At 65.0% G+C, this 23,803-nt stretch carries 26 protein-coding genes; 12 read left to right on the forward strand and 14 right to left on the reverse strand.

Going from position 1 to position 23,803, the window contains the following annotated elements; all coding sequences use genetic code 11:
• Positions 1-40 precede the first annotated feature (40 nt).
• Positions 41-361, forward strand: a complete 321-nt coding sequence (locus FNL14_RS00165) for a MerR family transcriptional regulator (RefSeq protein WP_142056607.1) — start codon at positions 41-43, stop codon at positions 359-361.
• A 4-nt stretch (positions 362-365) separates the two neighbouring features.
• Here the strand turns inward: FNL14_RS00165 and FNL14_RS00170 are convergent, their stop codons facing one another.
• A complete protein-coding gene (locus FNL14_RS00170) occupies positions 366-1,166 on the reverse strand; it encodes a phosphatase PAP2 family protein (protein WP_255470643.1) in 801 nt (266 codons plus the stop codon).
• A 148-nt stretch (positions 1,167-1,314) separates the two neighbouring features.
• Between FNL14_RS00170 and FNL14_RS00175 the strand changes: the two genes are divergently transcribed.
• The gene (locus tag FNL14_RS00175; protein WP_142056613.1) at positions 1,315-2,442 is read left to right on the forward strand and encodes a DNA alkylation repair protein; all 1,128 of its coding nucleotides are present in this window, start codon (positions 1,315-1,317) and stop codon (positions 2,440-2,442) included.
• Here FNL14_RS00175 and FNL14_RS00180 read toward each other — a convergent pair.
• The 7 genes from FNL14_RS00180 to FNL14_RS00210 all read right to left on the reverse strand — a co-directional run bounded on the left by FNL14_RS00180 (position 2,439) and on the right by FNL14_RS00210 (position 9,223).
• On the reverse strand, positions 2,439-4,253 hold the full coding sequence (locus FNL14_RS00180; protein ID WP_255470644.1) for a S8 family serine peptidase: 1,815 nt from the start codon (positions 4,251-4,253) through the stop codon (positions 2,439-2,441). The two genes, FNL14_RS00175 and FNL14_RS00180, sit on opposite strands and share 4 nt — an antisense overlap.
• Positions 4,254-4,475: 222 nt before the next feature.
• On the reverse strand, positions 4,476-5,348 hold the full coding sequence (locus tag FNL14_RS00185) for an NAD(P)-dependent oxidoreductase (protein ID WP_142056617.1): 873 nt from the start codon (positions 5,346-5,348) through the stop codon (positions 4,476-4,478).
• Positions 5,345-5,938 carry an adenylate kinase gene (locus FNL14_RS00190; protein ID WP_142056619.1) on the reverse strand — a complete coding sequence of 198 codons (594 nt, stop codon included), beginning with the start codon at positions 5,936-5,938 and terminating at the stop codon, positions 5,345-5,347. Before FNL14_RS00190 ends, FNL14_RS00185 begins: the two co-directional genes overlap by 4 nt.
• A gap of 144 nt (positions 5,939-6,082) precedes the next feature.
• Complete coding sequence (locus tag FNL14_RS00195; RefSeq protein ID WP_142056621.1) at positions 6,083-7,363, reverse strand: hypothetical protein; 1,281 nt, start codon at positions 7,361-7,363, stop codon at positions 6,083-6,085.
• Positions 7,360-7,860, reverse strand: a complete 501-nt coding sequence (locus tag FNL14_RS00200; RefSeq protein ID WP_142056623.1) for a hypothetical protein — start codon at positions 7,858-7,860, stop codon at positions 7,360-7,362. The genes FNL14_RS00195 and FNL14_RS00200 overlap by 4 nt, the downstream gene beginning before the upstream one ends.
• 1 nt (position 7,861) lies before the next feature.
• A complete protein-coding gene (locus FNL14_RS00205) occupies positions 7,862-8,680 on the reverse strand; it encodes a hypothetical protein (RefSeq protein WP_142056625.1) in 819 nt (272 codons plus the stop codon).
• Positions 8,681-8,764: 84 nt separating this feature from the next.
• Complete coding sequence (locus FNL14_RS00210) at positions 8,765-9,223, reverse strand: hypothetical protein (protein ID WP_142056627.1); 459 nt, start codon at positions 9,221-9,223, stop codon at positions 8,765-8,767.
• Between the two features lie 405 nt (positions 9,224-9,628).
• Here FNL14_RS00210 and FNL14_RS00215 point away from each other — a divergent pair, with 405 nt between their 5' ends.
• From FNL14_RS00215 to FNL14_RS23545, 3 genes are all read left to right on the forward strand, one after another.
• A complete protein-coding gene (locus FNL14_RS00215; protein WP_091421657.1) occupies positions 9,629-10,372 on the forward strand; it encodes a GAF and ANTAR domain-containing protein in 744 nt (247 codons plus the stop codon).
• A gap of 100 nt (positions 10,373-10,472) precedes the next feature.
• Positions 10,473-10,895, forward strand: coding sequence for a response regulator transcription factor (locus FNL14_RS00220; RefSeq protein WP_142056629.1), 423 nt, complete (start codon positions 10,473-10,475; stop codon positions 10,893-10,895).
• 22 nt (positions 10,896-10,917) lie between these two features.
• Entirely contained in the window at positions 10,918-11,202 is a 285-nt protein-coding gene (locus tag FNL14_RS23545) for a phosphodiester glycosidase family protein (protein WP_255470645.1), read from the forward strand.
• A gap of 167 nt (positions 11,203-11,369) precedes the next feature.
• Here FNL14_RS23545 and FNL14_RS00230 read toward each other — a convergent pair whose 3' ends face one another.
• The 4 genes from FNL14_RS00230 to FNL14_RS00245 form a co-directional block, all read right to left on the reverse strand.
• Positions 11,370-12,206 (reverse strand): alpha/beta fold hydrolase, encoded by an 837-nt coding sequence (locus tag FNL14_RS00230; protein ID WP_142056631.1) that lies wholly within the window; start codon positions 12,204-12,206, stop codon positions 11,370-11,372.
• 112 nt (positions 12,207-12,318) lie between these two features.
• The gene (locus FNL14_RS00235; protein ID WP_091421438.1) at positions 12,319-12,516 is read right to left on the reverse strand and encodes a hypothetical protein; all 198 of its coding nucleotides are present in this window, start codon (positions 12,514-12,516) and stop codon (positions 12,319-12,321) included.
• Between the two features lie 183 nt (positions 12,517-12,699).
• Positions 12,700-13,881, reverse strand: coding sequence for an acyl-CoA desaturase (locus tag FNL14_RS00240; protein ID WP_091421441.1), 1,182 nt, complete (start codon positions 13,879-13,881; stop codon positions 12,700-12,702).
• Positions 13,882-13,894: 13 nt separating this feature from the next.
• Positions 13,895-14,992, reverse strand: a complete 1,098-nt coding sequence (locus tag FNL14_RS00245) for a ferredoxin reductase (protein WP_091421454.1) — start codon at positions 14,990-14,992, stop codon at positions 13,895-13,897.
• A gap of 387 nt (positions 14,993-15,379) precedes the next feature.
• On the opposite strand from FNL14_RS00245, the gene lhgO reads away from it, so the two are divergent.
• The 3 genes from lhgO to FNL14_RS00260 are packed head-to-tail and all read left to right on the forward strand — an operon-like array spanning position 15,380 to position 17,355.
• On the forward strand, positions 15,380-16,672 hold the full coding sequence (lhgO, locus tag FNL14_RS00250; protein WP_220126139.1) for an L-2-hydroxyglutarate oxidase: 1,293 nt from the start codon (positions 15,380-15,382) through the stop codon (positions 16,670-16,672).
• Positions 16,611-17,015, forward strand: a complete 405-nt coding sequence (locus FNL14_RS00255) for a YidH family protein (protein ID WP_091421459.1) — start codon at positions 16,611-16,613, stop codon at positions 17,013-17,015. Before lhgO ends, FNL14_RS00255 begins: the two co-directional genes overlap by 62 nt.
• 4 nt (positions 17,016-17,019) lie before the next feature.
• A complete protein-coding gene (locus FNL14_RS00260; RefSeq protein ID WP_142056635.1) occupies positions 17,020-17,355 on the forward strand; it encodes a DUF202 domain-containing protein in 336 nt (111 codons plus the stop codon).
• A 12-nt stretch (positions 17,356-17,367) separates the two neighbouring features.
• Here FNL14_RS00260 and FNL14_RS00265 read toward each other — a convergent pair whose 3' ends face one another.
• Complete coding sequence (locus FNL14_RS00265) at positions 17,368-17,766, reverse strand: hypothetical protein (RefSeq protein WP_091421660.1); 399 nt, start codon at positions 17,764-17,766, stop codon at positions 17,368-17,370.
• Positions 17,767-17,821: 55 nt separating this feature from the next.
• On the opposite strand from FNL14_RS00265, the gene FNL14_RS00270 reads away from it, so the two are divergent.
• The 3 genes from FNL14_RS00270 (at position 17,822) to FNL14_RS00280 (ending at position 20,734) form a co-directional block, all read left to right on the forward strand.
• On the forward strand, positions 17,822-18,058 hold the full coding sequence (locus tag FNL14_RS00270) for a DUF2630 family protein (RefSeq protein WP_091421465.1): 237 nt from the start codon (positions 17,822-17,824) through the stop codon (positions 18,056-18,058).
• 82 nt (positions 18,059-18,140) lie between these two features.
• Positions 18,141-18,935 (forward strand): carbon-nitrogen hydrolase family protein, encoded by a 795-nt coding sequence (locus tag FNL14_RS00275; protein WP_142056637.1) that lies wholly within the window; start codon positions 18,141-18,143, stop codon positions 18,933-18,935.
• Between the two features lie 443 nt (positions 18,936-19,378).
• Entirely contained in the window at positions 19,379-20,734 is a 1,356-nt protein-coding gene (locus FNL14_RS00280; protein ID WP_255470646.1) for an ammonium transporter, read from the forward strand.
• 23 nt (positions 20,735-20,757) lie between these two features.
• On the opposite strand, the gene FNL14_RS00285 is transcribed toward FNL14_RS00280, so the two are convergent.
• The gene (locus tag FNL14_RS00285; RefSeq protein WP_142056639.1) at positions 20,758-21,396 is read right to left on the reverse strand and encodes a PadR family transcriptional regulator; all 639 of its coding nucleotides are present in this window, start codon (positions 21,394-21,396) and stop codon (positions 20,758-20,760) included.
• A 189-nt stretch (positions 21,397-21,585) separates the two neighbouring features.
• On the opposite strand from FNL14_RS00285, the gene FNL14_RS00290 reads away from it, so the two are divergent.
• Positions 21,586-23,766, forward strand: coding sequence for a transglycosylase domain-containing protein (locus FNL14_RS00290; RefSeq protein WP_142056854.1), 2,181 nt, complete (start codon positions 21,586-21,588; stop codon positions 23,764-23,766).
• Positions 23,767-23,803: the final 37 nt, after the last annotated feature.

The raw sequence follows: 23,803 nt of genomic DNA on the forward strand, positions 1-23,803 counted from the left end.
ACTGAAGCAAGATCACCGCCAAAAATTCTGGAGAGGGCCGATGGCAGAGCAGGAATCAGGCCGGGCGGCCGCGCCCGCGAAGGGGCGCGCACTCTATGCCATTTCGGTGGCGGCGAAACTGGCGGGCACCGGCCAGCAGAACATCCGCCTTTACGAGACCCGGGGCCTGCTGACGCCGTCCCGCACCTCGGGCGGCACACGGCAGTACAGCGATGCGGACATAGCCGTGCTGCTCAGGATCGGCGAGCTCCTTGACCAGGGCCTGAACCTCGCCGGAGTCGCCAAGGTGCTGGAACTGGAGGAAGCCAACCTCAAGCTCCACCGTGCCTTAAAGCACGCCCGGTCGCGGCCGCCGGCGTGACGGTTTAGTCCCGCTGGGTTTCAGCCTTGGACAGTTCGCCAGTGATCCGCTCGCCGGGAATCCTTGCCGTCCGCCAGGTATCCAGGGCGATGACTCCCCCGAGGATCAGCAGTGACAGCGAGACTGAGGCCAGTGCATCACTGAGCCAGTGGTATCCCAGGTACAGCCGGCTGACCGAGGCCAGCACAATTCCGACTCCCGCTCCGATGAACCCCCAAACCGCGGCCTTCCTGTTCTTCCGCCGCGAATAGATCAAGAACGTGCCCACCAGCAGGAAGTCGCACGCCCCCAGGACGTGTCCGGAGGGAAACGAGAAAGTGTGGTCTATCCCGAAGAGCATCTGCTCCACCGGCGGACGCGACCGGCGCACAATCTGGAGGATGATCTGCGAAATGATGACCCCGCTGAGCATCGCGGATGCCAGCACCACGGGGCGCCAGGCGTGCTTCGCGGCGAAGCCCCACACGACCACCACCACCAGCACGATGATGGGGAGGGCAATGGGACCGAAGATCACGGCGAGGACAATCATCACCACCGTCAGGGCCTGGGACCTCAGCCCCAGCAGCCAGTCCCGGACGGGCACGTCGGCTGCCGAAAGTCCATCTGCCTGGACCACGCTGACCAGGGTGGCCAGGAAGAGTGTCAGCCCAACCGCCGCCAGGATGACGGCTGCCCGGTACAGGCTGCGCCGGTCCGCCGGATCTATATAGCGCTCCTCCACCACGAACTTGTCATGGAAGGCCCGCCATTTGCCGGTACTCTTCCGGGTGGTTCCTGAGCCTGCTGATTCCTGCTGTCCCACCGGCACATCCGTCCCTCGGTAGTGAAGTTTGCCTAGGGTGAAGATTATCCCTGTTGCGCGGCTGTGGTGCGGCGGGCAATGGCAGCGCGGTTTCCCACTGACGTTCGGGCCGGCCGTCGTAGCCGTGTCCCGGCGGTAGCCTGACTGCATGGGCGTGATGAACGAACTGATTGACCCGCCGGCCATAGCCACCCTCGTCGGCGTCCTTAAGGAGACCTCACCAGGAGTTCCATGGGAGCGGACCGCAGCCACGGGCGCTGAGCTGGGTGACCTCAATTTACGTGCCCGCACCGACCTGGTGGCCCGGGCACTGGAGGCTGACATCAGCGAGGCCGGCCGCGGCGAGGGATATACGACGGCGGCCCGCAGCTTCCGCGCCGCCCTTCAGTTTCCCGAATTTACCGGCTGGGTCCTGTGGCCGGTGTCCGAAGCGGCAGTCAGCCTCGCCCTGGATTCGGCTGCGTTGGAGGACTTTGACGACTGCCTGGCGCTGCTGGCCGAACTCACGCCGCGGCTCACCGGTGAATTCGCCATCCGGCGGCTCCTTGCCCGGAACCCGGACCGCGCCCTCGCAGCAATCCAGGAGTGGACAGCAAACCCGGACGAGCATGTGCGCCGACTGGCAAGCGAGGGCACCCGGCCATACCTGCCCTGGGCCGTGCGTGTACCCGCACTCGTCCAGCGCCCGGAAGCCACCCTGCCCATCCTGGATGCCCTGTACCGGGACTCCTCTGAGTACGTGCGGCGCTCGGTGGCAAACCACCTCAACGACCTTGCCCGGCACGCCCCGGACGCTGTTGTTGCCACTGCCGGGCGCTGGCTCGGAGCTGCGGACAAAAACACGGCGTGGGTGGTCCGCCATGGGCTCCGCACGCTGATCAAGAAAGGGCATCCCGGGGCCCTGGCACTGCTGGGCTTCACCCCTGCGTCCGTGGCCGTGAACGGCCCGCGCCTGGACCAGGAAACCCTCACCGTACCGGGTGAGCTGACGTTCGCTTTTGAGATTTCCAATTCCGGCACCGAAGAGGTGAAGCTCGCCGTGGATTACCTGGTGCACTACCAAAAGGCCAATGGCAGCCAGTCCGCCAAGGTTTTCAAGATCTCAACCCTGGCCCTCGCACCGGGTGAGCGCCGGAGCCTGTCCAAGCGCCACGCCTTCCGGCAGATGACAACCAGGGTGCACCATCCGGGATTGCATGCGCTGGAGCTGCAGATCAACGGGGCCGTGCACGGGCGCGCTGAGTTCCTGCTGGAGACGGTCCAGGCCGAAACCTAGAAGGAACCGGTGGTGAACTGCCAGCTCCGGCCGGCGAAGGGGTTGCCGGCCAGGTCCCTCACCGCAGCGCTGCCGCCGGTCACGGTCACGGTGTATTTGGTCTTGGCGGCCAGCGGCTGCTGGGGGTCCAGGATCCACTGGTTGGTGGTCCCGTTCCGGTACACGGAGGCCGGCGCCACGGCTCCGGTGGCGGCGTTCTTCACTGTGAAGGTGGTTCCGTTGACGGCCTGGACAGCCTCGTTGAAGGTGACGCTGATGTTGTTGGTCCGCCGCACCAGTAGTGCGTTGCTGCCGGGCGTGGTGCTGGTGACCACGGGTGCCGGCCCGGTCAGGAAGCCCCAGCTGGCGGAGGCGAGCGGCGTGCCTGTAGTGCCGCGGATGGCCGAGGTTCCGCCCACCAGTGTTGCGGTGTAGCGTGTGTCCGCAGCCAGGTTGGCAGCCGGGTCAAGGGTGGCTGTGCGCGTGGCGCCGTTGTAGGTGACGGTGGCGGGGATGGTGCTGCCGGCGGAGTTCTTGAGGACAAAAGTCCCGCTGGTCACGCCCTGGACCGCGGCGCTGAAGGTGGCCGTGACGTTGGAACCGGCCGCTACTGCGGTGGCATCAACCCCCGGCGTCATCGCCGTGACGGTCGGAGCAGGCGCGGGCGCCGGAGCAGGAGCCGGCGTGGGAGCAGGTGCAGGGGCAGGCGCGGGCGCCGGGGCAGGGGCAGGAGCCGGCGCAGCAGCATCGGCGCCCGTGAACAGCAGGCGGTTGGGCGTGCCGCTGGTGGTGCCGGTAACCACCCCGGCGGTGGCGTTGGACGTGAGCGCAGCAGCCACCTGGGCCGGAGTGAGGGCCGGGTTCTGGGACAACAACAGTGCCGCCGCCCCAGCCACGTGTGGCGAGGCCATTGAGGTTCCGGACATGGACGCTGTGGCAGTGGCAGAGGTGTAGTAGGTGGAGGTGATGCCGACGCCGGGCGCGTAGAGGTCCACACATGGGCCGAAGTTGGAGAAGGACGCCTGCCGGTCTGCAGAATCGCTGGCCGCTACTGTGACGGCGGCCGGAACGCGGGCGGGGGAACTGTTGCAGGCGTCCACGGCAGAGTTGCCGGCGGCAACCACTGCAGTGACGCCGTCGTTGATCACTGCCTGGATGGCGGCGTCCACGGTGGTGCTCACGCCTCCGCCCAGGCTCAGGTTGACCACGGCCGGTGTTCCGGCAGCGTGGTTGGCGGCAACCCAGTCGAGCCCGGCCACCACGTCGGAGTTGTAGCCGGAACCGTTGCAGTCGAGCACGCGCACAGGCACCACGGTGGCGCTCTTTGCCACGCCATAAGTGGAACCCGCTACCGAGCCGGCCACATGCGTGCCGTGGCCGTTGCAGTCACCCGAGCCCAGTCCGTCGGCGACAGCTGACCAGCCTGCGGCCACCCTGCCACCAAAATCGGCGTGCGAGGCCAGAACGCCGGTGTCCACGACGTAGGCGCTCACCCCGGCGCCGGAGGAGATCCAGGAGTAAGACCCGGACAGGGGCAAGGACTTCTGGTCGAGGCGGTCCAGGCCCCACGGGGCCGGCTGCTCTGTGGCGGAGACGCTGACGCGGGCATCCGGCTCCACCGAAACAACGCGGCCCGAACGTGCCAACGCGGCCGCCTGGGCAGGATTGGCCGTCACTACTGCAGCGCGGACGGCATGCGAGAGGGTACGGCCGACGGCGAGGCCCTGTCCCCGCAGTCCGGCCACCTCTGCTGCCAGGTCGGCGCCGGCTGCGTACTGGACGATGTAGCGGCCAGCTCCGGTATCGGCAGGTGGGGCTGCCGAGGCAGGCACGGCAGTAGCAAGAAGTGGGGCGGCGAAAACCAACACTGCTGCGGCGGGCAGAACAAAGGCGGGAGTACGAATTTTGGGGTCCTTGTTTTGGCGTTGCGGGCTGCACGGGCAGACCATCCATCCGCCCTTACCAAAAGATTAGGACCCAACAACGGCCAGGATCCGGGTCCTTGCGGGATCCTGTGCCAACACTTGGCGATTCCTGCGCGGGACCGCAATTCCCTAGTCTGGCGCGCCTCCTGCGGTATCCGCCACGTGGTCCCGCCAGGAGTGTTCGGGCTCGAAGCCAAGCAGTCGCCGGGCCTTGTCGATGGACAGCATGGTCTCGTGCTCGCCCAACTCCTTGGTGACTTTGACGGCGGGGAATACCTCGGCAGCGAGGCTGGCACTTGACCGGCTCATGACCGTATCCGCATTGGCAATGATGTATGCCTCGAAGCCGGGCCGGCCGTTCTCCAGCGCGCGGACTACGACCTGCGCCCCGTCACGGCCGTCGATATAGCCCCAGAGATTCCACTTCCGCAGCGTTGCGTCGGCGTCGAAGCTCGGGAATTTGGCATAGTCGCCGGGGTCCATGACGTTGGAGAAACGCAGCCCGGAGATGCTCAGCTCCGGGTCCCAGCGGGTCAGCTCCACCGCCATCTGCTCCTCGAGGTGCTTCACCAGCGAGTAGGTGCTCTCCGGCCGCGCCGGGTACTCCTCGTCCACGGGGATGTAGGGCGGGTCGACGTCGAACGGCAGTCCCAGCACCGTCTCGCTGGAAGCGTAGACCACCTTCTTGATCCCAGCCCGGCGGGCCGCCTGGAACACGTTATAGGTGGAGAGCATGTTGTTCTCGAAGGTGGCCGCGTCAGGGATGATGCCCGGCGCCGGTATGGCTCCGAGGTGCACCACAGCATCAAACCCGTTATGCCGGTCATCCACGCCCAGCAGGACATCCAGGACCTGCCCGTAGTTGCGCAGGTCCACCACCACCAGCCCGGGGCTCCGCTCACCAGCCCGGTCCAGGTTCAGCACCTGGTGTCCGTCATCCAGCAGCCGCCGGACCACGTGCCGTCCAAGCTTTCCGCTTCCCCCGGTTACTGCCACTCTCATGCGCGTTTTTCCTTTCCGTTGATGAAGCGTTCGACGGCGTCAATCGCCTGTGCAGTGATCTCACCCGGGTCGCCGCTGCCGTTGACCGACACCAGGAGTCCCCGGCCCGCATAGACGGACACCACTTCGTGGGTCTCCCGGTGATACAGATCAAGCCTGCGCCGGAACACGTCCACCGTATCGTCCCGGCGGCCTTCCTTCCGGGCACGCTCCAGCATCCGCTGTTCCAGTTCCGAGTCCGGGGCGCGGAGTTCGATGACGGCGTCGAGGAAGCCGCCCTGGGAGGCCAGGAAGTTGTCCAGCTCCACCACCTGGGGGGCGGTGCGCGGGTACCCGTCCAGCAGGAAGCCCGCCCGGACATCAGTGTCCCGGAGGCGGTCCTTGACCAGGGCGTTGGTCAGGTGGTCGGGCACAAAATCCCCGCCGTCGAGATATTTGGCGGCTTCGTTGCCCAGTTCCGTTTGCCGGCTGACATTGCTGCGGAAGATTTCACCCGTGGAGACGGCGGGGATCCCGAAGTGGCGCGCCAGCTTTTCAGCCTGGGTTCCCTTGCCGGAGCCGGGCGGACCGATGATGAGCAGTCTGGTCATGTTCGTTGTCCCTCCGCGGCGCAGCTACCGCTGGTTTCCGGGTCCGCCGCCGGCAGCCCCGGCGCTGCCCTATTCTGCCCATAACGGGCAACACAATGCCAGCCTCCGGGAGGCGATCCGGAGGCTGGCAGTGCGGTGGAAGGATTAGAACCTCGAGTTGGTCCCCGGGACGGGTCCGCCGGGAAGGAGGTTTCCGGCGCCGTCAGTCAGCCCGGAAGCCGGAATGTAGGTTGGCAGCAGGTTTCCTTGTTTTGTTGTCGGCGTGCCACTAGCCAGGTTCACGAGGTTGATGGTGAGTTGGAGCGTGCCGGGGTTCCATGCCAGTGACGAACTGAAGCTAAGGTCGCCGCCCGCTGAGTAGTTCCCGTTGAGCGTCACAGTCCCGAACCTGATTGAAGGGCATCCTGGGTCAGTGCTGGTGAACTTCAAGGAGTTCCCGCCGGCGATGGTGAGCGTACCATTTGCGGATTTGATACCGGAAGGGTCCGTCCAGCCGCTGCAAATACTGGAAGGAAGCAGGGGCTCCGAGAACGTCACCACAACCTTGTCTCCAGCGTCAGCGATGAACTGGCTTCCCCCGTTGCCAAGCACTACGGCCGAGACAGCCGGCGCCGTCGCATCCTTGGCCGAAGTGGCCGTCCCGGGAGCACTGGCATTGCCCGCGGCGTCAGTGGCCACCGCCGAGTAGGTGATGGTTCCGTCCCTGAGCGCCGAGAGGTTGAAGGTCACCGTCTGATTTGAGCCAGTCGCCGTCAGCACTTGGAAGACGCTCTGCGCGCTGCCGCCGACCGGTGCGGTCTCGGTAGCGGTAATCCTCACGGATGAGCCTTGTTCAGCCGAAAGCGTTACAGGCACGCTGCCCACGTTGGCGCTGTTTATTGCTGCAGGAGCGCTGTTGACCAGCGCCGGCGCCGTGATGGTTGGAGCAACGGGCGGCGTGGTGTCCGCGGCGGTCACTCCCACGCTCCGGGCAGATTCAACTCCCGCCCACGCGCCGAGCACCGGCGTGACGGTGTAGTACCAGGTGCCGGCCGGCAGTGAGGTTTCGCTGCACGTCAGGACGGTGATAGTTCCGGCGCAGCCGCCCGTGCCGGAAACCTTGGTGCCGCCGCTCGCGGACGAGTACCGCGCCACGGTGTAGCCGCCAACCGGACGGCCTTCCGCCGTCGTGCCCTGCTTCCAGCTGATGGATGCAGCACCTCCGGACACCACTGCGGACGGAGCCGCCACCGCGGGGATGGCGTCCGCCCTGGCCGCTCCGGCGTTGCTGCCCAGGGTCTGCCAGAAAGCGTTGGCTGCCGGACCACCCCATGAAATGACGACGGCGGCCGCCAGCACCCCCGCGATGCGGGTGAGCTTGCGGCGGCGGGGCTGGTTGCGGTGCCCGGGCTCAATCGGCTGCGGGGCCTGGTTGGGACGGATCATTTCCGGGCCTCCAAGGTGACGGGAAGGCTGAAGGTTGCACCTTGGCAGCCCGACGATGATGCAAGCGACATCCCGGCCGCGCCGGGCAGGGTAATGAGCACGGATGTGTTCGCGGGTATGGTGACCGCCAGCGGGTCGGCCGGGTCCATGAAGGTCACCCCGGTGGTGGTGCAGCCGGGGTGGTTGGCGTCTGCAGTCGCGGCCCCATTGCCCCGGATGGCCTGCACCTTGACCGGGAAGCTGTTGGGGTTGAACGCCCGGACGGCAACATCGGCGGTGCCGCCCGGGACGAGACTGTTTTGCGTGCCGTCGCCGGCCACGAGGGCTTCGACGGCGACCATCCGCATGGTGCCGTTGACGGCGGCTCCTGAGCCCGCTCCCACGGCTGTCCAGTAGGCGTAGGCCGCGCCTGCTCCAGTCGCGAGGCAAAGAGCGACGGCTGCTGCCGCTGACTTGGCAGCCAGCCGCCGGGACGTTTTCTTCAGTGTGGACGTCATGTCAGTTCCCCTCCCCTGTTCCGGAATATGCGAGCTGGAGCGTGGCGCCCTTGCAGCCGTCCTGGTTCACATTGGTGTCCAGCATGCCGATCCTTGGCCACAGATCCGGCGACAGCTTGAGTGACTGAAGCGTTGAGGTCCCCACGGGAACGGTCAGCGGGTACTGGCCGCTGTAGTTGGTCACTGCATAGTCCGCAGGGGTGCAGGAAAGCCCCGCGGCGACCGCAGCCTGGGTCCTTGTCACACTGGCCACCGAGACGGACAGGCTGGACAGTGCCAGGCTCTTGTTGTTGGGGTTCGTGATGTAAAGATTCAGCGGGACCGTGGCTCCGGGAGACAGCGGGGCGCCCAGGTTCCCTGAGATGGTGAACATTTTTTTGGAGGCTTGGACAACCAATTGGACTACGACGCCGCTGGCCTGGCTGGTGCCGGCTGCGGTGGCGATGGTCAGGTCGGCCTTGCCGTCCGGGGTGGTTGCCTGCGTCACCACCGTCAGGGTGACTGTGGCGCTTTTCCCGGAGGTGAGGGTTACGGACGCTGGTGTGAAGGCCGCCGTCGTATTGGCTGGAAGGCCGGACACGGTGGGTGTGACGTTTCCGCTGAACCCGTTGGCGGACGTGAGCGAGGCAGCATAGCTGGCGGTGCCGCCCTGATCTACTGTCCTGGTGGCGGGATTCACCTGGATGGTGACGCCCGTCTTGTTGCCCTGGTTCCCTCCCTGGCTGGCGGCGAAGATGGAGCCCGCCGAAACGAACATCACCAACAGCCCCACCAGCAGCACCTTCACTGCTGTGCGGAAGTACCCGGATGTGTTCTGCACGAAAAAGCCCTTCTGGCTGACTGGAATGGGAGGACGTGGAATTCGCCGGCGGGGAGGTGCTGCCCCTCCCCGCCGGCGAAGCTCTTAGAGGCTGCTGACGTTGATGGTCACAGTGGCACCCTTGCAGGCGCTCTGATCCACAGTTGCGCTGTCATTGAACGTCAGGGTGCCGCTGCCCACGGAGGTACCCGTTGAGTTCTTCGGGACAGTGGTGTTGCTGGTGTTGGCGGTGACGCTGAACCACTCGGGCAGGCAGCCGCCGATGTCTGTGGCCACGGTGGCAGTCAGGGCGCCCACCTTGGTGCTGGTGTTCGCGTCTGAATTGTCCGCCGTGTAGCCAACGCTGCGGCTGTCGCCGGGGGTGAGGCCCGCGTCGAAGTTCGCGTGCAGGGTGACGGTGCCGCCGCCTGTCGAGTTGGCGGCACCGCCGCTGCCGGAACCGGTGGTGGTCCAGTAGGCGTAGGCAGCTCCACCGCCGCCTGCCACCAGGGCCAGTGCTCCGGCTGCTGCCAGGACCTTGTTTTTCTTCGTCATTTTGCGCATGGTGGAGACTCCTTTGGCTGGGGGATAACGACTGTTTCTGAGACGCACAGCCATCGGGAACCACTACGGGAACTTGCTTCCGGCTGATCGATGACGCCCATATTTCCCGGCGCCGGGAGCGCAAACAACGCGTAGTTGTACTGGTCTTTTCACAGCATTGCCGGAACCGGCTTCTTGGTTTGGGGGCGGAGTACTCAGTTTTCGAAGCAGTGCGCAACGTGCCGCGCCAGCCCCAAAAGCGGCGTTGCCACAGGCCGGAGCTGTATATACTTCTGGATATCGGTTTAGCAGCAGGCCGTTGGAAAAGTTCGTCGAATCCAGCGACTTCAGCCGCCGGCCGCCCTATGAGGTGGAAGGTGCGTGTCGCCGGCTCGTTTTGACCTGAGCGAATGGCACCAAGAAACCGTGGCCAGCGAGTCAACTGCAAAAACCGATAACTCCATAACCGAGCACCTGCATGAACTCGTCCTCAACAGCTCTGACGTTGAGGACTTCCTTAACGAACTGGCGCAGGTGTCCGCCCGTAAACTCTCCGAGCCCGGCGACGAGATGCTGTGCGCCATCACCCTGCTGCGCGAACGGAAAGCTGCCACAGTAGCCAGCAGCAGTCCGGCCGCCGAGGCCGTGGCCAGGCTCGAGTACGAGTTCAACCAGACGCCCAGCATGGAAGCGTCCACCACCCAGGCAACCGTCTCGGTGCCGGACGTCCGGGAGGACGGCCGCTGGCCCGAGTACTCGGCAGCCCTGCTGGACCAGGGCGTCCGCTCCGTCCTTGCCGTGCCGTTCCAACTGGAGGGCGGGACGAAAGCGGCACTGCTGCTGTATTCGAGCCGCCCCAACCGTTTCGAGGCCCAGGTTCTTGAGTTTGCCGAGGACTTCGTCAGCCAGACGTCCCTCGCGCTGCGGCTCGCGGTGCGCTTTGCGCACTACAGCGAGACCGCCGCCAACCTGCGGGCCACGCTGGAATCCCGGACCGTCATCGACATGGCAGTGGGCATCATCATGGCCCAGAACAGGTGCAGCCAGCACGACGCCTTCGAGATCCTGAAGACAGCCTCCAGCACCCGCAATTCCAAGCTGCATGACGTGGCTGCCTCAGTGGTCAACTCCCTTGGCCAGGGCCCCGCCCGCACGCACTACGACGGATAGCAGCCGCATTCCCGCATTTGTTACCTGCCACCCACCTGCCTTACAGCAGGCCGCCGGCCTGCGGCGGTAGACTAATGCCAACTTTTGCCGGGGGGCTCCAATGGAAAATAAACGCGTCTGCCTGGTCGTTGAAGATAACGACGATATCCGCGGACTGATTACTGTCGTCCTGAAACGCGCCGGATTCGAGGTCAGGGCCGTGGCCACGGGTGCCGAGGGAATCGCCGCTGCAGCTGACCCCGCCGTCTCGCTGGTCACCCTGGACCTGGGGCTGCCGGACATGGACGGGCACGTGGTGGCCCGCGCCGTCCGCGCCCTGAGCAAGGCTCCCCTGCTGTTCCTCACGGCCAGGTCGGAGAACGACGACGTCCTGGCTGGCATGGCATCAGGCGCCGCCGCGTACCTCACCAAGCCCTTCCACCCGAAAGAACTGAAGGACCTGGCCGTACAGCTTTGCCCTGCCCCTGTGCCGGCCGCTCCCGCTTCACAGGTTCCACACATACCCGGCAAATCCCTCTGCTAGTTTGCCTGCCTGGAAATGAGGCATGACTCCTCAGCAGAACAAACTCCGTAAAGGCCCTGGTATTTGTGGTGGTGGACGGCCGCAGCCCCCGCTACAGCGCCGGCGTCACTATGACCGGACCGCCGAAATCATGCAGCGCCTCGGTGCCACCACTGCCCACAACATCGACGGCGGTGGCTCCTGCACCAGTGCAGGGCTCGGGGAAGGCTCACTGGACGGCGCCGCCGAGCAGGGCACTGTCACCGCCGCCGAGTACACGGCAGCCCAGGGCCCGGGCGGAAGCGGCGGCGGCGGCCCGCGCTGGTAATCCCCAACGCTCGCTCACTTAACGTCGCCTTTCACCCAACGCTCCATCACTTAACGTCGCCTTTCCCTCAACGCTCCATCATCTAACGTTGCCTTTCCCCCAACGCGCGCTCACTTCCAGCGACGGCGGCCTCCCGCCGTCGCTGGAAGTTCCGGCGCTAAGCGGTGCTACTTGGCGAGGAAGCGCAGCAGCGCTTCGTTGACCTCCGCAGCATGGGTCAGGAGCAGCCCGTGCGGAGCGCCCTCGATCTCCACGTACTCGGCGCCCGGCAGGGCCTTCGCGAACAGCCGTCCGGTGGAGTCGATGGGAAGGATGTTGTCCGCGGTGCCATGGAGGATCAGTGCCGGGACGTCGATTTTCTGGATGTCCCCGCGGAAGTCCGTGATCCAGGTGGCCTGGGCTGCGACGGATGCAGTGGCCCCGGCATTGGAGGCGGTGTTCCAGCTGGCGTTGACGGCCTCCTGGCTGAGGCGGGGCGTACCAAGGAACGTGTCGCTGTTGTAGAAGTTCTTGAAGAACTCGGTGAAGAAGGCGTAGCGGTCTGCCGAGACAGCTTCCTTGAGTCCGTCAAAGACTTCCTGGGGAACACCGTCGGGGTTGTCATCGGTCTTCAGCAGGAATGGTTCCAGGGAACCCAGGAAGGCTGCCTTCGCTACCCGGGCGGATCCGTAATTGCCGATGTAGCGGGCCACTTCGCCGGTGCCCATGGAGAAGCCCACCAGCACGGCGTCGTTCAGGTCCAGAGAAGTCAGTAGGGTGTTGAGGTCCGCGGCGAAGGTGTCGTAGTCGTATCCCTCGGTGGTCTTGCTTGACTTGCCGAAGCCCCGGCGGTCATAGGTGATCACGCGGTAGCCGGCCTCCAGCAGGGCGGTGGCCTGCTTCTCCCAGGAGGCGCCGTCAAGGGGGTAGCCGTGGATCAGCACAACGGGCTGGCCCGAGCCGTGGTCCTCGTAGTAAAGCTCGATGTCAGTGCTGTTTTCGGTTCCAACGGTGATGAAAGCCATCGCGGCGGTCCTTTCGAGACTGTGGGATCGGAGCGGGCGGCAAAGCTCGCTTGCCCCCGCAGTTCCCACTCTAGGGGCACAGCTCCTGCTCCAAGGTTGTCCGCCGTGCGCGCTACTTGGAAGGTTGCGGCAACTCGCACGAAATCTGGGGGTTGGCACCCATGTAGTTCAGCGGGCCCGCCACAATAGTGATGGCAATGGTGCCCGCCTGGGCGCAGTTCCCCGGCGCTGCCCCGAAGTAACCGCGCTGCCAGGCAGCAACGCCGCCGATGATCAGCCAGATGACGATGAGTGCTCCGAGAATCCGCATGATTCCTCCAAAGGCCGCGGCGGCTGGTGGGATCAATTATGCGCGGTGCACAGCGGAAAGTGAGAGAGCGTTCGTGGAAAAGGGGCGTTAAGTGAGAGAGCGTCTGATTCGGCGGGGAAATGACTGCACCTCCGGTCCCGGGTTTACCGGATCCGGAGGTGCAGTCAGTGCTTTACGTGAGTGCTAAGCCCGGGCAGCCTTGCCCGGGAGGGCCAGTTTGAAGATTTTGCCCCATGTGGACCCGACCTGCTTCAGCAGCGGTCCGGTGGTGTACTTCAAGCCGTAGCGCTGGCAGATTTCACGGACCTTGGGCGCCACCTCTGCGTACCGGTTGGACGGCAGGTCCGGGAACAGGTGGTGCTCGATCTGGTGCGACAGGTTGCCCGTCATGATGTGCATGAATTTCGACCCGGAGATGTTGGCTGAGCCGATCATCTGGCGGATGTACCAGTCGCCGCGGGTTTCGCCTTCCGCCATTTCCTCCGTGAAGGTGTCAGTGCCTTCGGGGAAGTGGCCGCAGAAGATGACAGCGTGGGCCCACACGTTCCGCACAGCGTTGGCGGTCAAGGTTCCGTAGAGCGCCTGCTTACCGGAGCCTGTCAGCATGGCCACTGCCGGGGTTGCGGCGTAGTCCTTGGTGAACTGGGTGACAACCTTCTTGCCGAGGGCCTTGAGGTCCTTCAGCAACGCTTCCTTGGACTTAGTGCCTTCCTTGAACTCCGTGAGCTCGAGGTCGTAGATGGCGATTCCCCACTCGAACAGGGGAGCGAGAATGGCGTTGTACAGCGGGTTGCCGAGGTTCATCGGCTTCCACGGCTGGTTCTCGTCCATGCGCAGGAGGTTGTATCCGACGTCGTTGTCCTTGCCCACCACGTTGGTCCAGCGGTGGTGGAGGTCGTTGTGGGTGTGCTGCCAGGAGCGCGACGGGGTGACAAAGTCCCACTCCCAGGTGGTGGAGTGGATGTCCGGGTCCCGCATCCAGTCCCACTGGCCGTGCAGGACGTTGTGCCCGATCTCCATGTTTTCGAGAATCTTGGCCAGGCTCAGCAAGGTGGTTCCGGTGACCCACGCGGCCTTGTTCTTGCTGACCAGCAGGGCGGCCCGGCCGGAAATTTCCAGGCCCCGCTGGATTTTGATCACGCGGCGGATGTAGGCGGCGTCTTCCGCGCCACGCTTGGCGAGGATTTCGTCACGGATCGCATCAAGTTCGCGCCCGAGTTCGGCCACCTGCTCGTCACTGAGGTGGGCAGCCGCGGGCGGGCGCACCGTGGGGCTGCCGGATTCGGCAAGCTTTCCCGGGCGCGTGCGTGAGTTCCCGGCGGAGCCGCCGGTGGATGTGGCCTTGCTGGGTGAAATTACAGACATACCGTGGTGCTCCTCAGATTTCGAGGTTGACGGGTCCGGCGGCTGCCGAGACACACGTTTGGATCAGTTGGCCGGGTTCGCCGTGGACTTCCCCGGTGCGGAGGTCGCGCACCTGCCCGGACAGGAGTGGGGTGAGGCAGCTGTGGCAGATACCCATGCGGCAGCCGCTGGGCATCAGCACTCCGGCGTCCTCGCCGATGTCCAGGATGGGGGTGTCGCCGTCGGCCTGCACTTCCCGGTCCGAGGCTTCAAAGGTGACCAGGCCGCCGTCGTACCCCACACCCCCGGCGAAGGTGGTGTTGAAGCGTTCGATCATCAGGTTACCGGCGCTGCCGGCCACTGCCACGTCCGAGCCGGGCGCCGCCGTGGTCAGCGCTGCCCGGTTCCACAGGGCTTCGGCGTCGTCCAGGAAGCTGTCCGGACCGCAGGCATACGCCGCCCGTTCCTTCCAGTCCGGGCAGATCTCGTCCAGCTGGTCCGTGTTGCTCAGGTCCATGCGACCCTGTTCGCCGGTGTACCAGTGAGCCAGGCGGAAGTTGGGAAACTGGTCGGCGAGCTCGGCGAGTTCCTCGCGGAAGAGGCTGTCACCGGGGGTGCGCGCCGAGTGGACCAGGACGACGTCGGCATCCGGACGCCGCGGAACGAGCGTGCGGATCATGGACATCACCGGAGTGATGCCGCTGCCGGCCGTGACCATCAGCAGGGGCCGGGGGTGCTCAGGGAGCACGAAGTCGCCCTGCGGCGGGGCCAGGAAGAGGACGTCCCCGGGCCGCGTGGTGCGGACCAGCGTGCCAGAGACAGCACCGACGTCGGTGACCGTGATGGCGGGGTCCTTGCCTGCGGGGGCGCTGAGCGAGTAGGACCGCCAGTGGCGGACGCCGTCGAGCTCGACACCGATGCGCGCCCATTGGCCTGCAAGGTGCGAGTGCCAGCCGCGGCCGGGCCGGAAGAAGATAGTGGCTGACTGCGCGGTCTCCTGGACCACCCGGGTGACCACGCCGCGAAGCTGCCGCGCGGAGTAGACCGGGTTGAACAGCGCGAGGATGTCCTCCGGCGCCAAAGGGGTGGTAAGCACGGAGGCCGCCTGGGCCAGCTGACGTAGCCGGATCATGGGATAAAGCCTAAAACGGCGCGGGCCATATTTCTCTCTTTCCGTCATATGACCGTTCCGCAGTCACGCTGTAATGAGGGCGCTAAGCCCCCAAAGCCGCACTATAAGCGTAACGGCTGCGATGTGCAGAAGGTTCCCCAACTTCAGTAAGCATGCTTAGCATACCCGGGATTCGGGTGCGCTGACTGCTTTCTCAAGGGGTGGACGGCGGTGGAGCGGCCGTCGCCTAACGGATCAGGATCGGGCCGCCTTCCAGCCCAGGTTCTTATGGGGAGCACGGCGTTAATCGAGTACTCCTTACGCTGGCCGGTGTGCCCGTGGTGCTGCAGAATCGCAGGGACAAGCGGTCCCTTGGCGGCCGGCGGACTTTGGCAGACGGGCGGACCTGTGGACCAAGCGGACTACTGCATTATTGGCGGCGGAATTGTGGGCCTGGCAACGGCCTACCAGTTGCTGATCAAGGAGCCCGGAGCGTCGCTGATCCTGCTGGAGGCGGCGGACACGCTCGCCGCACACCAGACCGGCCACAACAGCGGGGTCATCCATTCAGGCATCTACTACGCCCCGGACAGCCTCAAAGCCCGCTTCAGCAAAGCCGGCGCGCAACAGACAAAGGAGTTCTGCCGGGAACACGGCATTCCGTTCCGGACGCCGGGCAAGCTGCTCGTCGCCACCACGGCACTGGAAGAGGCACGGCTGGGCCAGCTGGAAGAGCGGGCCGGCATCCACGGCCTGGACTGCGAGCGCGTGGACCAGGCGGAGCTGCGCCGAAGGGAGCCGAACGTGTCCGGGCTCGCGGCATTGTTCATACCCAGTACGGCGATCGTTGACTACAAAGAGGTGGCCCGGAAGCTGGCCGGACTCATCACCGCGGCAGGCGGACAGGTCATCACCGGCGCCAGGGTCTCCGCCATCACCGAGCATGCGGACAAGGTTGAGGTGGCCACCCGTGCGAACCGCTACAGCTGCGGCAAGCTTGTGGTGTGCGCCGGGCTGCAGTCGGACCGGCTCGCGGAGCTGGCGGGCATGGACATCGACGTTCAGATCATCCCCTTCCGGGGCGAGTACTTTGAGCTTCCGGCAGATAAATCCAGCTACGTCCGGCACCTGATCTATCCGGTCCCGGATCCCGCCCTGCCCTTCCTCGGCGTGCACCTCACGCCCACAGTGGCCGGCACCATCACCGTAGGACCAAACGCGGTGCTGGGTCTGTCCCGGGAGGGATACCCCAAATTTTCCGTGAACTTCAGGGACGTGGGCCGGTACCTGACGTTTCCCGGCCTCTGGCACGTGGCCCGCGCCAATGCCGCTACGGCGGTCCGGGAGGTCCGGAACTCCTTGTTCAAGGGCAGCTACCTGCAGGAATGCCGGAAATATGCGCCCGGCCTCACCAAGGCCGACCTGCTGCCGTACGAAGCAGGAATCCGGGCGCAGGCGGTCCGCCGCGACGGCACCCTCATCCACGACTTCCTCCTGGCCGAGACGCCCCGGATGATCCACGTCCTGAATGCACCCTCACCCGCGGCCACCGCGGCACTGCCCATCGGCGAGCACCTGGCGTCGAAGGCGGTGCAGCTGCGCACCGCGTGGCCTGCAGGTCGGTGGCTAGACTGGCACCGTGACCAACAGCGACCAGCCCGCCAACGCCGGGACCCCGCCGTCGCGCGGGAAAATCGCTGAGCGGCTCCTGCCCGGCGGTGAGGAACCGGACCCGCGGTTCACCCTTGCCAACGAGAGGACGTTCCTGGCGTGGATCCGGACGTCATTGGCGCTGCTGGCCGGCGGCATCGCCATCGAGGCGTTCACGTCCGATCTTTTCCTGGAGCCCGTCCGGAAAGGTCTGGCGGTGGTGCTGCTCCTGCTGGGCATGCTGTTGAGCGCAGGCTCTGCGGTGCGGTGGCTGCGGGTGGAGCGCAGCATGCGCAACAAGGCCCCACTGCCCTTGCCGCTCATTGTGCCGCTGCTGGCCGGGGCAGGGGCGGTGGCAGCCGCCGTCGTCCTCATCTTTATCCTCTGGCGCTGAACCTGTGGACTCTTCGCACCCAGCCGGCAGCCACGGCGACCCCGGCCTGCAACCGGAGCGGACCACACTGGCGTGGGGCAGGACAGTACTGGCACTGGTGACGGTCAGCGCCATCTTCCTGCGCTGGCTCCCCCGGCACGGCCTGCCCATCCTTCTGCTGTTCGCCGTCTCGGCAGCCGCGGCGCTGGCCATCTACGCCACGCAGCGCCGCCGGTACAGCACAAGGTCCCGCGGCCTTTCAAAGGAAAAGCTCGACGCCGACATCACCGCAGTGCTGTGGACCGCTTTTGCCGGGGTTGCCCTGGGCGGCCTGGGCATCGCTGTAGTCCTCGCCGGATAGAGGCCCGGAACCCTAAAACATGGGCAGGACGAAACCTGCAAGCAGCGCCACGGCACCGATCGCGGTCAGGCAGCGGCCCAGCACTGAGGCTGTTTTGCCAGCCTCTTCCGGCTCCGTGGTCTGCCACTGAGTGGGCCGCTTGGGGTGGTAGTAGATGGGGAGCGTGTCCCCCACCGCCATGTCCCTGATGTCGTGCGGCGACATCGGCGCGTGGTGCACCTGGTATTTGCGGTCGAACCAGCGGAAGCCCACGCCGGTGTTGTCCGAATAGACCACGGCTTCGGCCACATCCCAGGGGTGCACGAAACGGCGCAGGAAGCCCGTGTAGAAGAGAAGACCCAGCCCGACGGGCAGGCACAACCAGGTGAGCATTTCCAGGATCGGACCTGCCATATCAAGCACAGTGGGCATGGATTTGATGGTACAGGCGTACGCTGGGGGAAACGTTCCTGCGGAAGGGGTAGACATGAACGACGAGGATCTTTTGGCCCGCATCCAGGCCCTGGTGGAGGAGGAACACACCCTCCGCGAGGGATCCGGCGACGGCCATGCACCGGACCAGGCGAGGCTCAGGCAGGTTGAGGAAAGGCTGGACCAGTGCTGGGATCTCCTCCGCCAGCGCCGGGCCAAAGCCGAGTCCGGGGAAAACCCCAACGATGCCGAAGCGCGGCCCGTCAGCGAAGTCGAGGGCTACAAGCAGTAAAGGCCGGATCTGTTTCACTGCACCTCTGGCGGTATCGTTTCGCCAGAGGTGCAGCCATGCGACCTGAAGAACGGAGCCATCCATGCGGCTAGCAGTCGCGCAGATCATCAGCAGTGGGGACCTTGAGGCCAACCTGGAGCTGATCCGCGAGAACGCCACGCAGGCCAAGGCCGCCGGCGCGGAGCTGGTGGTGTTCCCCGAGGCCGCCATGCGGGCATTTGGCCATTCCTTGCGGGACGTCGCGGAACCGCTGGATGGGCCCTGGGCCGAGAAGGTGCGGGCCCTGGCCAACGAACTGGGTATTGCCATTGTCGCGGGAATGTTCACTCCCGGTAAGGACGGCCGCGTCCGCAACACCCTGCTGGTCACCGGCCCCGGCCTGGACACCTCCTACGACAAAGTGCACCTCTTCGACGCGTTCGGCTTCACCGAGTCGAAGACCGTGGACGCGGGAACGGAGCCTGTGACTTTTGAAGTCGGCGGCACGGTGTTCGGCCTGGCCACCTGTTACGACGTCCGGTTCCCTGCCTTGTTCACGGCCAATGCGCGTGCGGGGGCACAGGTGAACATCGTCTGCGCCTCCTGGGGAGCGGGCGAAGGCAAGGCCGAACAATGGGACCTCCTGGTGCGGGCACGCGCGCTGGACAGTACCACGTTCGTGGTGGCCTGCGGCCAGGGTGACCCCGAAACCGTTGGAGCCGGGCCGGCGGGTGCAGCTCCGACCGGCATTGGCCACAGTGCCGTCATCACTCCCCTGGGCTCGGCGGTGGCTGCGCTGGGCGGGAAGCCGGAGCTCGCCGTCGTCGACATCGACCCCACGATTGTGGACGACGTCCGTACTAAACTTCCGGTGCTGGCCAACGCCCGCCAGTTCTGATCTTTTTAGCCCACCTGTCCGGCTAAGTCTCCACGGCTGAGTCTGGATCACGACGGCGCGCCGCAGATCCCCCTGCGGCACGCCGTCGTCGTGCTTAAGGATGGGAATTGCCGCCTTTGAGCGGTGAAGTTCCGTTCATGGCCGCGTAATCTTGCTGAATTTTACGTACGACGACGGGATCTCACCTTCCGCCCCCGGCCCACCATGGCCCGCATGGAGTTCCGGCCCGTAAGGTTCCACCGCACGGGTTGGCTGATGGCCCCTGTTTACATTGCCGAAACATTCCCGACACGGGGACTTCACACCGGAGCCATTTCTGTAACGCGCGCGCAACTTTCAAGCGCATTTCCTGAAACACGAAACGCGAAAGATGGACTGCGGGGGAAATGCGAGGGCCTGCAAGAGCGCCCCGTTTCGAGGCGCTAACGCGAAGGGACCTTCAGGTGGAGATTTCTGCCCAACATGTCTGGCTGATGATTTCGGCCGCGATGGTACTGCTGATGACGCCCGGGCTTGGCCTCTTTTACGGTGGCATGACGCGGGCCAAGGCGGCCCTGAACATGATCATGATGAGCTTCATTTCAGCCGGTATCGTCGGCGTGATTTGGGTTCTGTGGGGCTACTCGATGACCACAGGCGACGGCGTGCTCGGCATCTTTGGCAATCCCTTCGCCAACTTCGGACTCCAGAACCTGATGGGTTCCCCGGACCTGATCAAGGCCGGCTACAGCGCCACCTTCGCGATCATCACCGTGGCTCTGATCAGCGGTGCCATTGCCGACCGTGCCAAGTTCGGCGCGTGGGCCCTGTTTGTACCCATCTGGATCACGGCGGTGTACTGCCCCCTCGCCTATATGATCTGGGGCGGCGGCCTGATGAGCGCCGGCGGAGCTGTCACCGCTGTTTTTGGCCAGGTCATCGACTTCGCCGGCGGCGCAGTGGTGGAAATCAGCTCGGGCACGGCAGCCCTAGTCCTTGCGGTGATCGTTGGGCAGCGCCACGGCTTTGCGAAAGACCCCAACCACCGCCCGCACAACATCCCCTTCATCATGCTCGGAGCCGCCATCCTCTGGTTCGGCTGGTTCGGCTTCAACGGCGGCGCCGCAACTTCAGCGGAACAGGCCGGGCTGATCTGGATCAACACCCTGGTGACGCCCGCTGCGGCCATGCTCAGCTGGCTGGTCACCGAAAAGATCCGTCACGGGCACCCCACCTCGCTGGGTGCAGCGTCCGGCGTGGTGGCCGGCCTGGTTGCCATCACCCCCTCCTGCGCCAACATCAGCCCGGTGGCCGCTATCGGCCTGGGCCTGGTGGCCGGAGCCGCCTGCGCTGTCTTCGTGGACCTCAAGTACCGGTTTGGCCTGGATGATTCCCTCGACGTGGTGGGCGTCCACCTGGGCGCCGGCCTCATCGGCACCCTGGCACTTGGCTTCATCGCCCTCCCGGTAGACGGCCAGGGCGCCGGGCTCTTCTACGGCGGCGGCGTCCAGCAGCTCATTGCCCAGACCGTGGCAGTGGTCATCACGCTGCTGCTCTCAGGCATCGGCACCTTGGTGATTGGCCGCGCCATCAACAAGACCATCGGGTTCAGGGTCAGCCGTGAAGCAGAGACTGCAGGAGTGGACCTGGCCGAGCACGCTGAGAGCGCCTATGCCTTCGGGGAAATCGGTGGCGGCTTCCGTCCGCTGAGCCACGGCCTTCCGCACGCCGCGGCCGCAACGCACTCCCCGAATGAGTCTTCTTCTGTAGCCGGCGAAAGCCTGCCACCGCGGCCGGCCAAGGAAGATTCCTTCGCCTGAGCCCTGCTTATCTCTTCGGCCTGCTAGTCAGCCAGGATCTTGTAGAGCGCGCGCCGGGTCTCGTCCAACTTCTCGATCGCGGCCGTCCGCTGTTCCTGGGTGACACCGCTGCGGAACTGATGGATGGCGGCCATCAGCTTCCCGATGCTCTGGTGGAAGTCCCGGTCGGGACTCTCAGGTCCGGTGTTCCACGCGTTCTGCAATTCCTCAGCATGCTCCTCCACCCAGGCCCTTCCGGCATCCGTGAGTGAGAACTCAGTCCCGCGGCCTTCACTGAGGGGCGTGATGAGCTCCTCATCCACCAGTTGCTGCAAAGTGGGGTAGATGGATCCGGGACTTGGCCGCCAGGCACCGTCCGTCTTTTCGGCAATGGCCTTGATCAGCCCGTAACCATTCGAGGGCGCTTCGGCCAGGAGCGAGAGGATGGCTGAGCGGACATCGCCCCTGCTTGCCCTGCGCGGGCCGCGGCCGAACCCGGGCCCGAAGCCGGGGCCAAAACCTGGTCCGGGGCCACCGCCAAAGCCGGGGCCGAATCCCGGACCGAAGCCGGGGCCGAAACCTCCGCCCCTGTGCCCGTGCGGTCCGCGCCTTCCACGCCCGCGTTCAAACCTGCCCCTGCCGTGCTGCTGGCCGGGAAAATTCTCTTCTGAGGTGCCTTTCATAGTGGCATCTTCCTTTCATTCCACGTTGTCTTCTTGGTTGTCGCCGATCCTTCGGCGATAGTTAACGATATGTCGTTAACTATCGCCGAGTCAATAGAAGAATTCACCAAATCATGACCTGTCATCCTCTGGATTGCCCGCTGGAGGCGACGTAGTCTTGTGGCACTCTTCAAGCTCGAGGGCTGGAAAATGGCGAAGAAAAAGAAGCGCAGGCGTCGCAGCGGTTCTACCCTGGGAAGGATCCTGGGATTTTTCGCCGCGAGCATTATGTGCGGCGTGCTGGCGGCCAGCCTGGTGGTCCCCGCAGTGGCAGCGGCCGGCTTCGGAGTGAGCACCTCGATCGGGTTTTTCGACAGCCTGCCAGAGGAACTCACGGTCCAGCCGCCGTCGCAATCCACAAGGGTCCTCACATCCGATGGCCAGCCGATTGCAACCTTTTATGCGGAGAACCGCGTCCGAATCCCGCTGGACCAGATGTCGCCCTACATCAAGAACGCCGTCATTGCCATCGAAGACAGCCGCTTCTACGACCACGCCGGCATTGACCCGCAAGGGGTCCTTCGTGCGGTGGTGGCCAATCTGACCAAAGGAGACCAACAGGGCGCGTCCACCATCACGCAGCAGTACGTCACGAACGTGGTCAACGAAGCGCGGCTGTCCCAGGACAGGCCCGACGAGGTGATCCTCAGCGGCCAGAAGGACATCGGCGACAAACTGCGGGAAATGAAACTGGCCATAGCGCTGGAGAAGAAGTACACCAAGGACCAGATCCTTGAGGGCTACCTGAACATCGTGTTTTTCAACAGCGACGCCTACGGCGTGGAAGCTGCGGCCCGGTACTTCTTCAGCACTACGGCAAAGGACCTGGACCTTCCGCAGTCTGCGCTGCTGGCCGGGCTTGTGAACAGCCCCACGTTCTACAATCCAACCATCAACCCCGAGAACTCGCTGACCCGCCGCAACCAGGTGCTCGGCGAAATGCTCCGGCTGGGGAAAATCAATCAGCAAGAGCATGATGACGCTGTTGCCGCACCCATCGAGCTCAAGGTCAGCCCGCAACGGCAGGGTTGTGCCAATGCGTCCATGGCGCCGTATTTCTGCGATTACATCTCGCACCTGATCCTGAACAACCCGGCGTTCGGGCCCAACCAGACTGAGCGTGAGCGGAAGCTCTACCGGGGCGGCTTGACCATCACCACTACCCTTGACAGCAGACTGCAGGCCGCCGCCCAGGCGCAGGTGGATGGAACAGCGGGACCCAACCCCGACCGCTGGGGAGCAGCTCTGGTAACCATCCAGCCAGGGACCGGCAAGATCCTGGCGATGGCACAAAACACGGTTTTCCTGCCCGAACCGGGAAAGTTCGACACCCAGTTGAATTTCAATGTGGACGCAAAGGACCCCCAAGGCAACGACTTGAACGGTGCCGGAGGGTTCCAGACCGGGTCCACCATGAAGCCGTTCACGTTCGCTGAATGGTTGAACGAGGGCAAGACCATCACGGCCGAGGTGGACGCCTCCCGCCGGGTCTATCCCCTGGGATTCCCGTGGCGGTCCTCCTGCGGAAAGGTGCTCGGTGCCTACAGTACGGCGCAGAACAATCCTGAACTCGGCGCCGCCGATGACCTGCAAAATGCGGAAGAAGGCTTCTACCGGAAGATGCCCGTGAACTACGGCCTGTACAACTCCATCAACACGGCTACTTTTGCCTCGGCTACGCAGCTGGACTTCTGCGGGATCCAGAAGATGGTGGACGCAGTGGGACTCCACAGCGGCCTGGACGGCTCGCCCATCAACATGCATCAGCTTGGCAACCTGCTGGGCGCCACCGGAGTTGCTCCCCTGCATATGGCTAATGCCTTTGCCACCTTTGCCAACGACGGCCGGTACTGCAACCCCATCGCCCTGCTGGAAATTACCGACGCCAACGGCGGCAAGTTGCCGGCCCAGTCCACGGAGTGCCGGAACGCGGTAAAGCCGGAGGTGGCACGCGGCGTCAACAACGTCCTGCAGGACGTGCTGAAGAAGGGTTCGGGCGTCTGGATCAACCCCAAGGTGCACGACAAGGTTCCTACGGCTGCCAAGACGGGAACGTCGAACAACAATGGGTCCACCTGGGTGGTGGGTTACACCTCGGGGCTCGCAACCGCTTCCTTCTTCGGGGACGCACTGGAAGGACAGAAACGGTCCGGCCAGAACGTCACCATCAACGGGACCTTCTACCCCCGGCTTGACGGTTTCATGATCGCAGGGCCGCAATGGGCCAACTACATGGTGAACGTGGCTCCGCTCTACCCGGCCGCACCATTCCCGCCGCCTCCTCCGGCCATGATCGGATCAAATCCTCCGCCGCCCACTCCGGGCCGCTGACGACCGCCCGCAGGCAAGGGAATCCGGCAAAGAACAG

It is taken from the genome of Pseudarthrobacter sp. B4EP4b, from assembly GCF_006680095.1.
Lineage (GTDB): Bacteria > Actinomycetota > Actinomycetes > Actinomycetales > Micrococcaceae > Arthrobacter.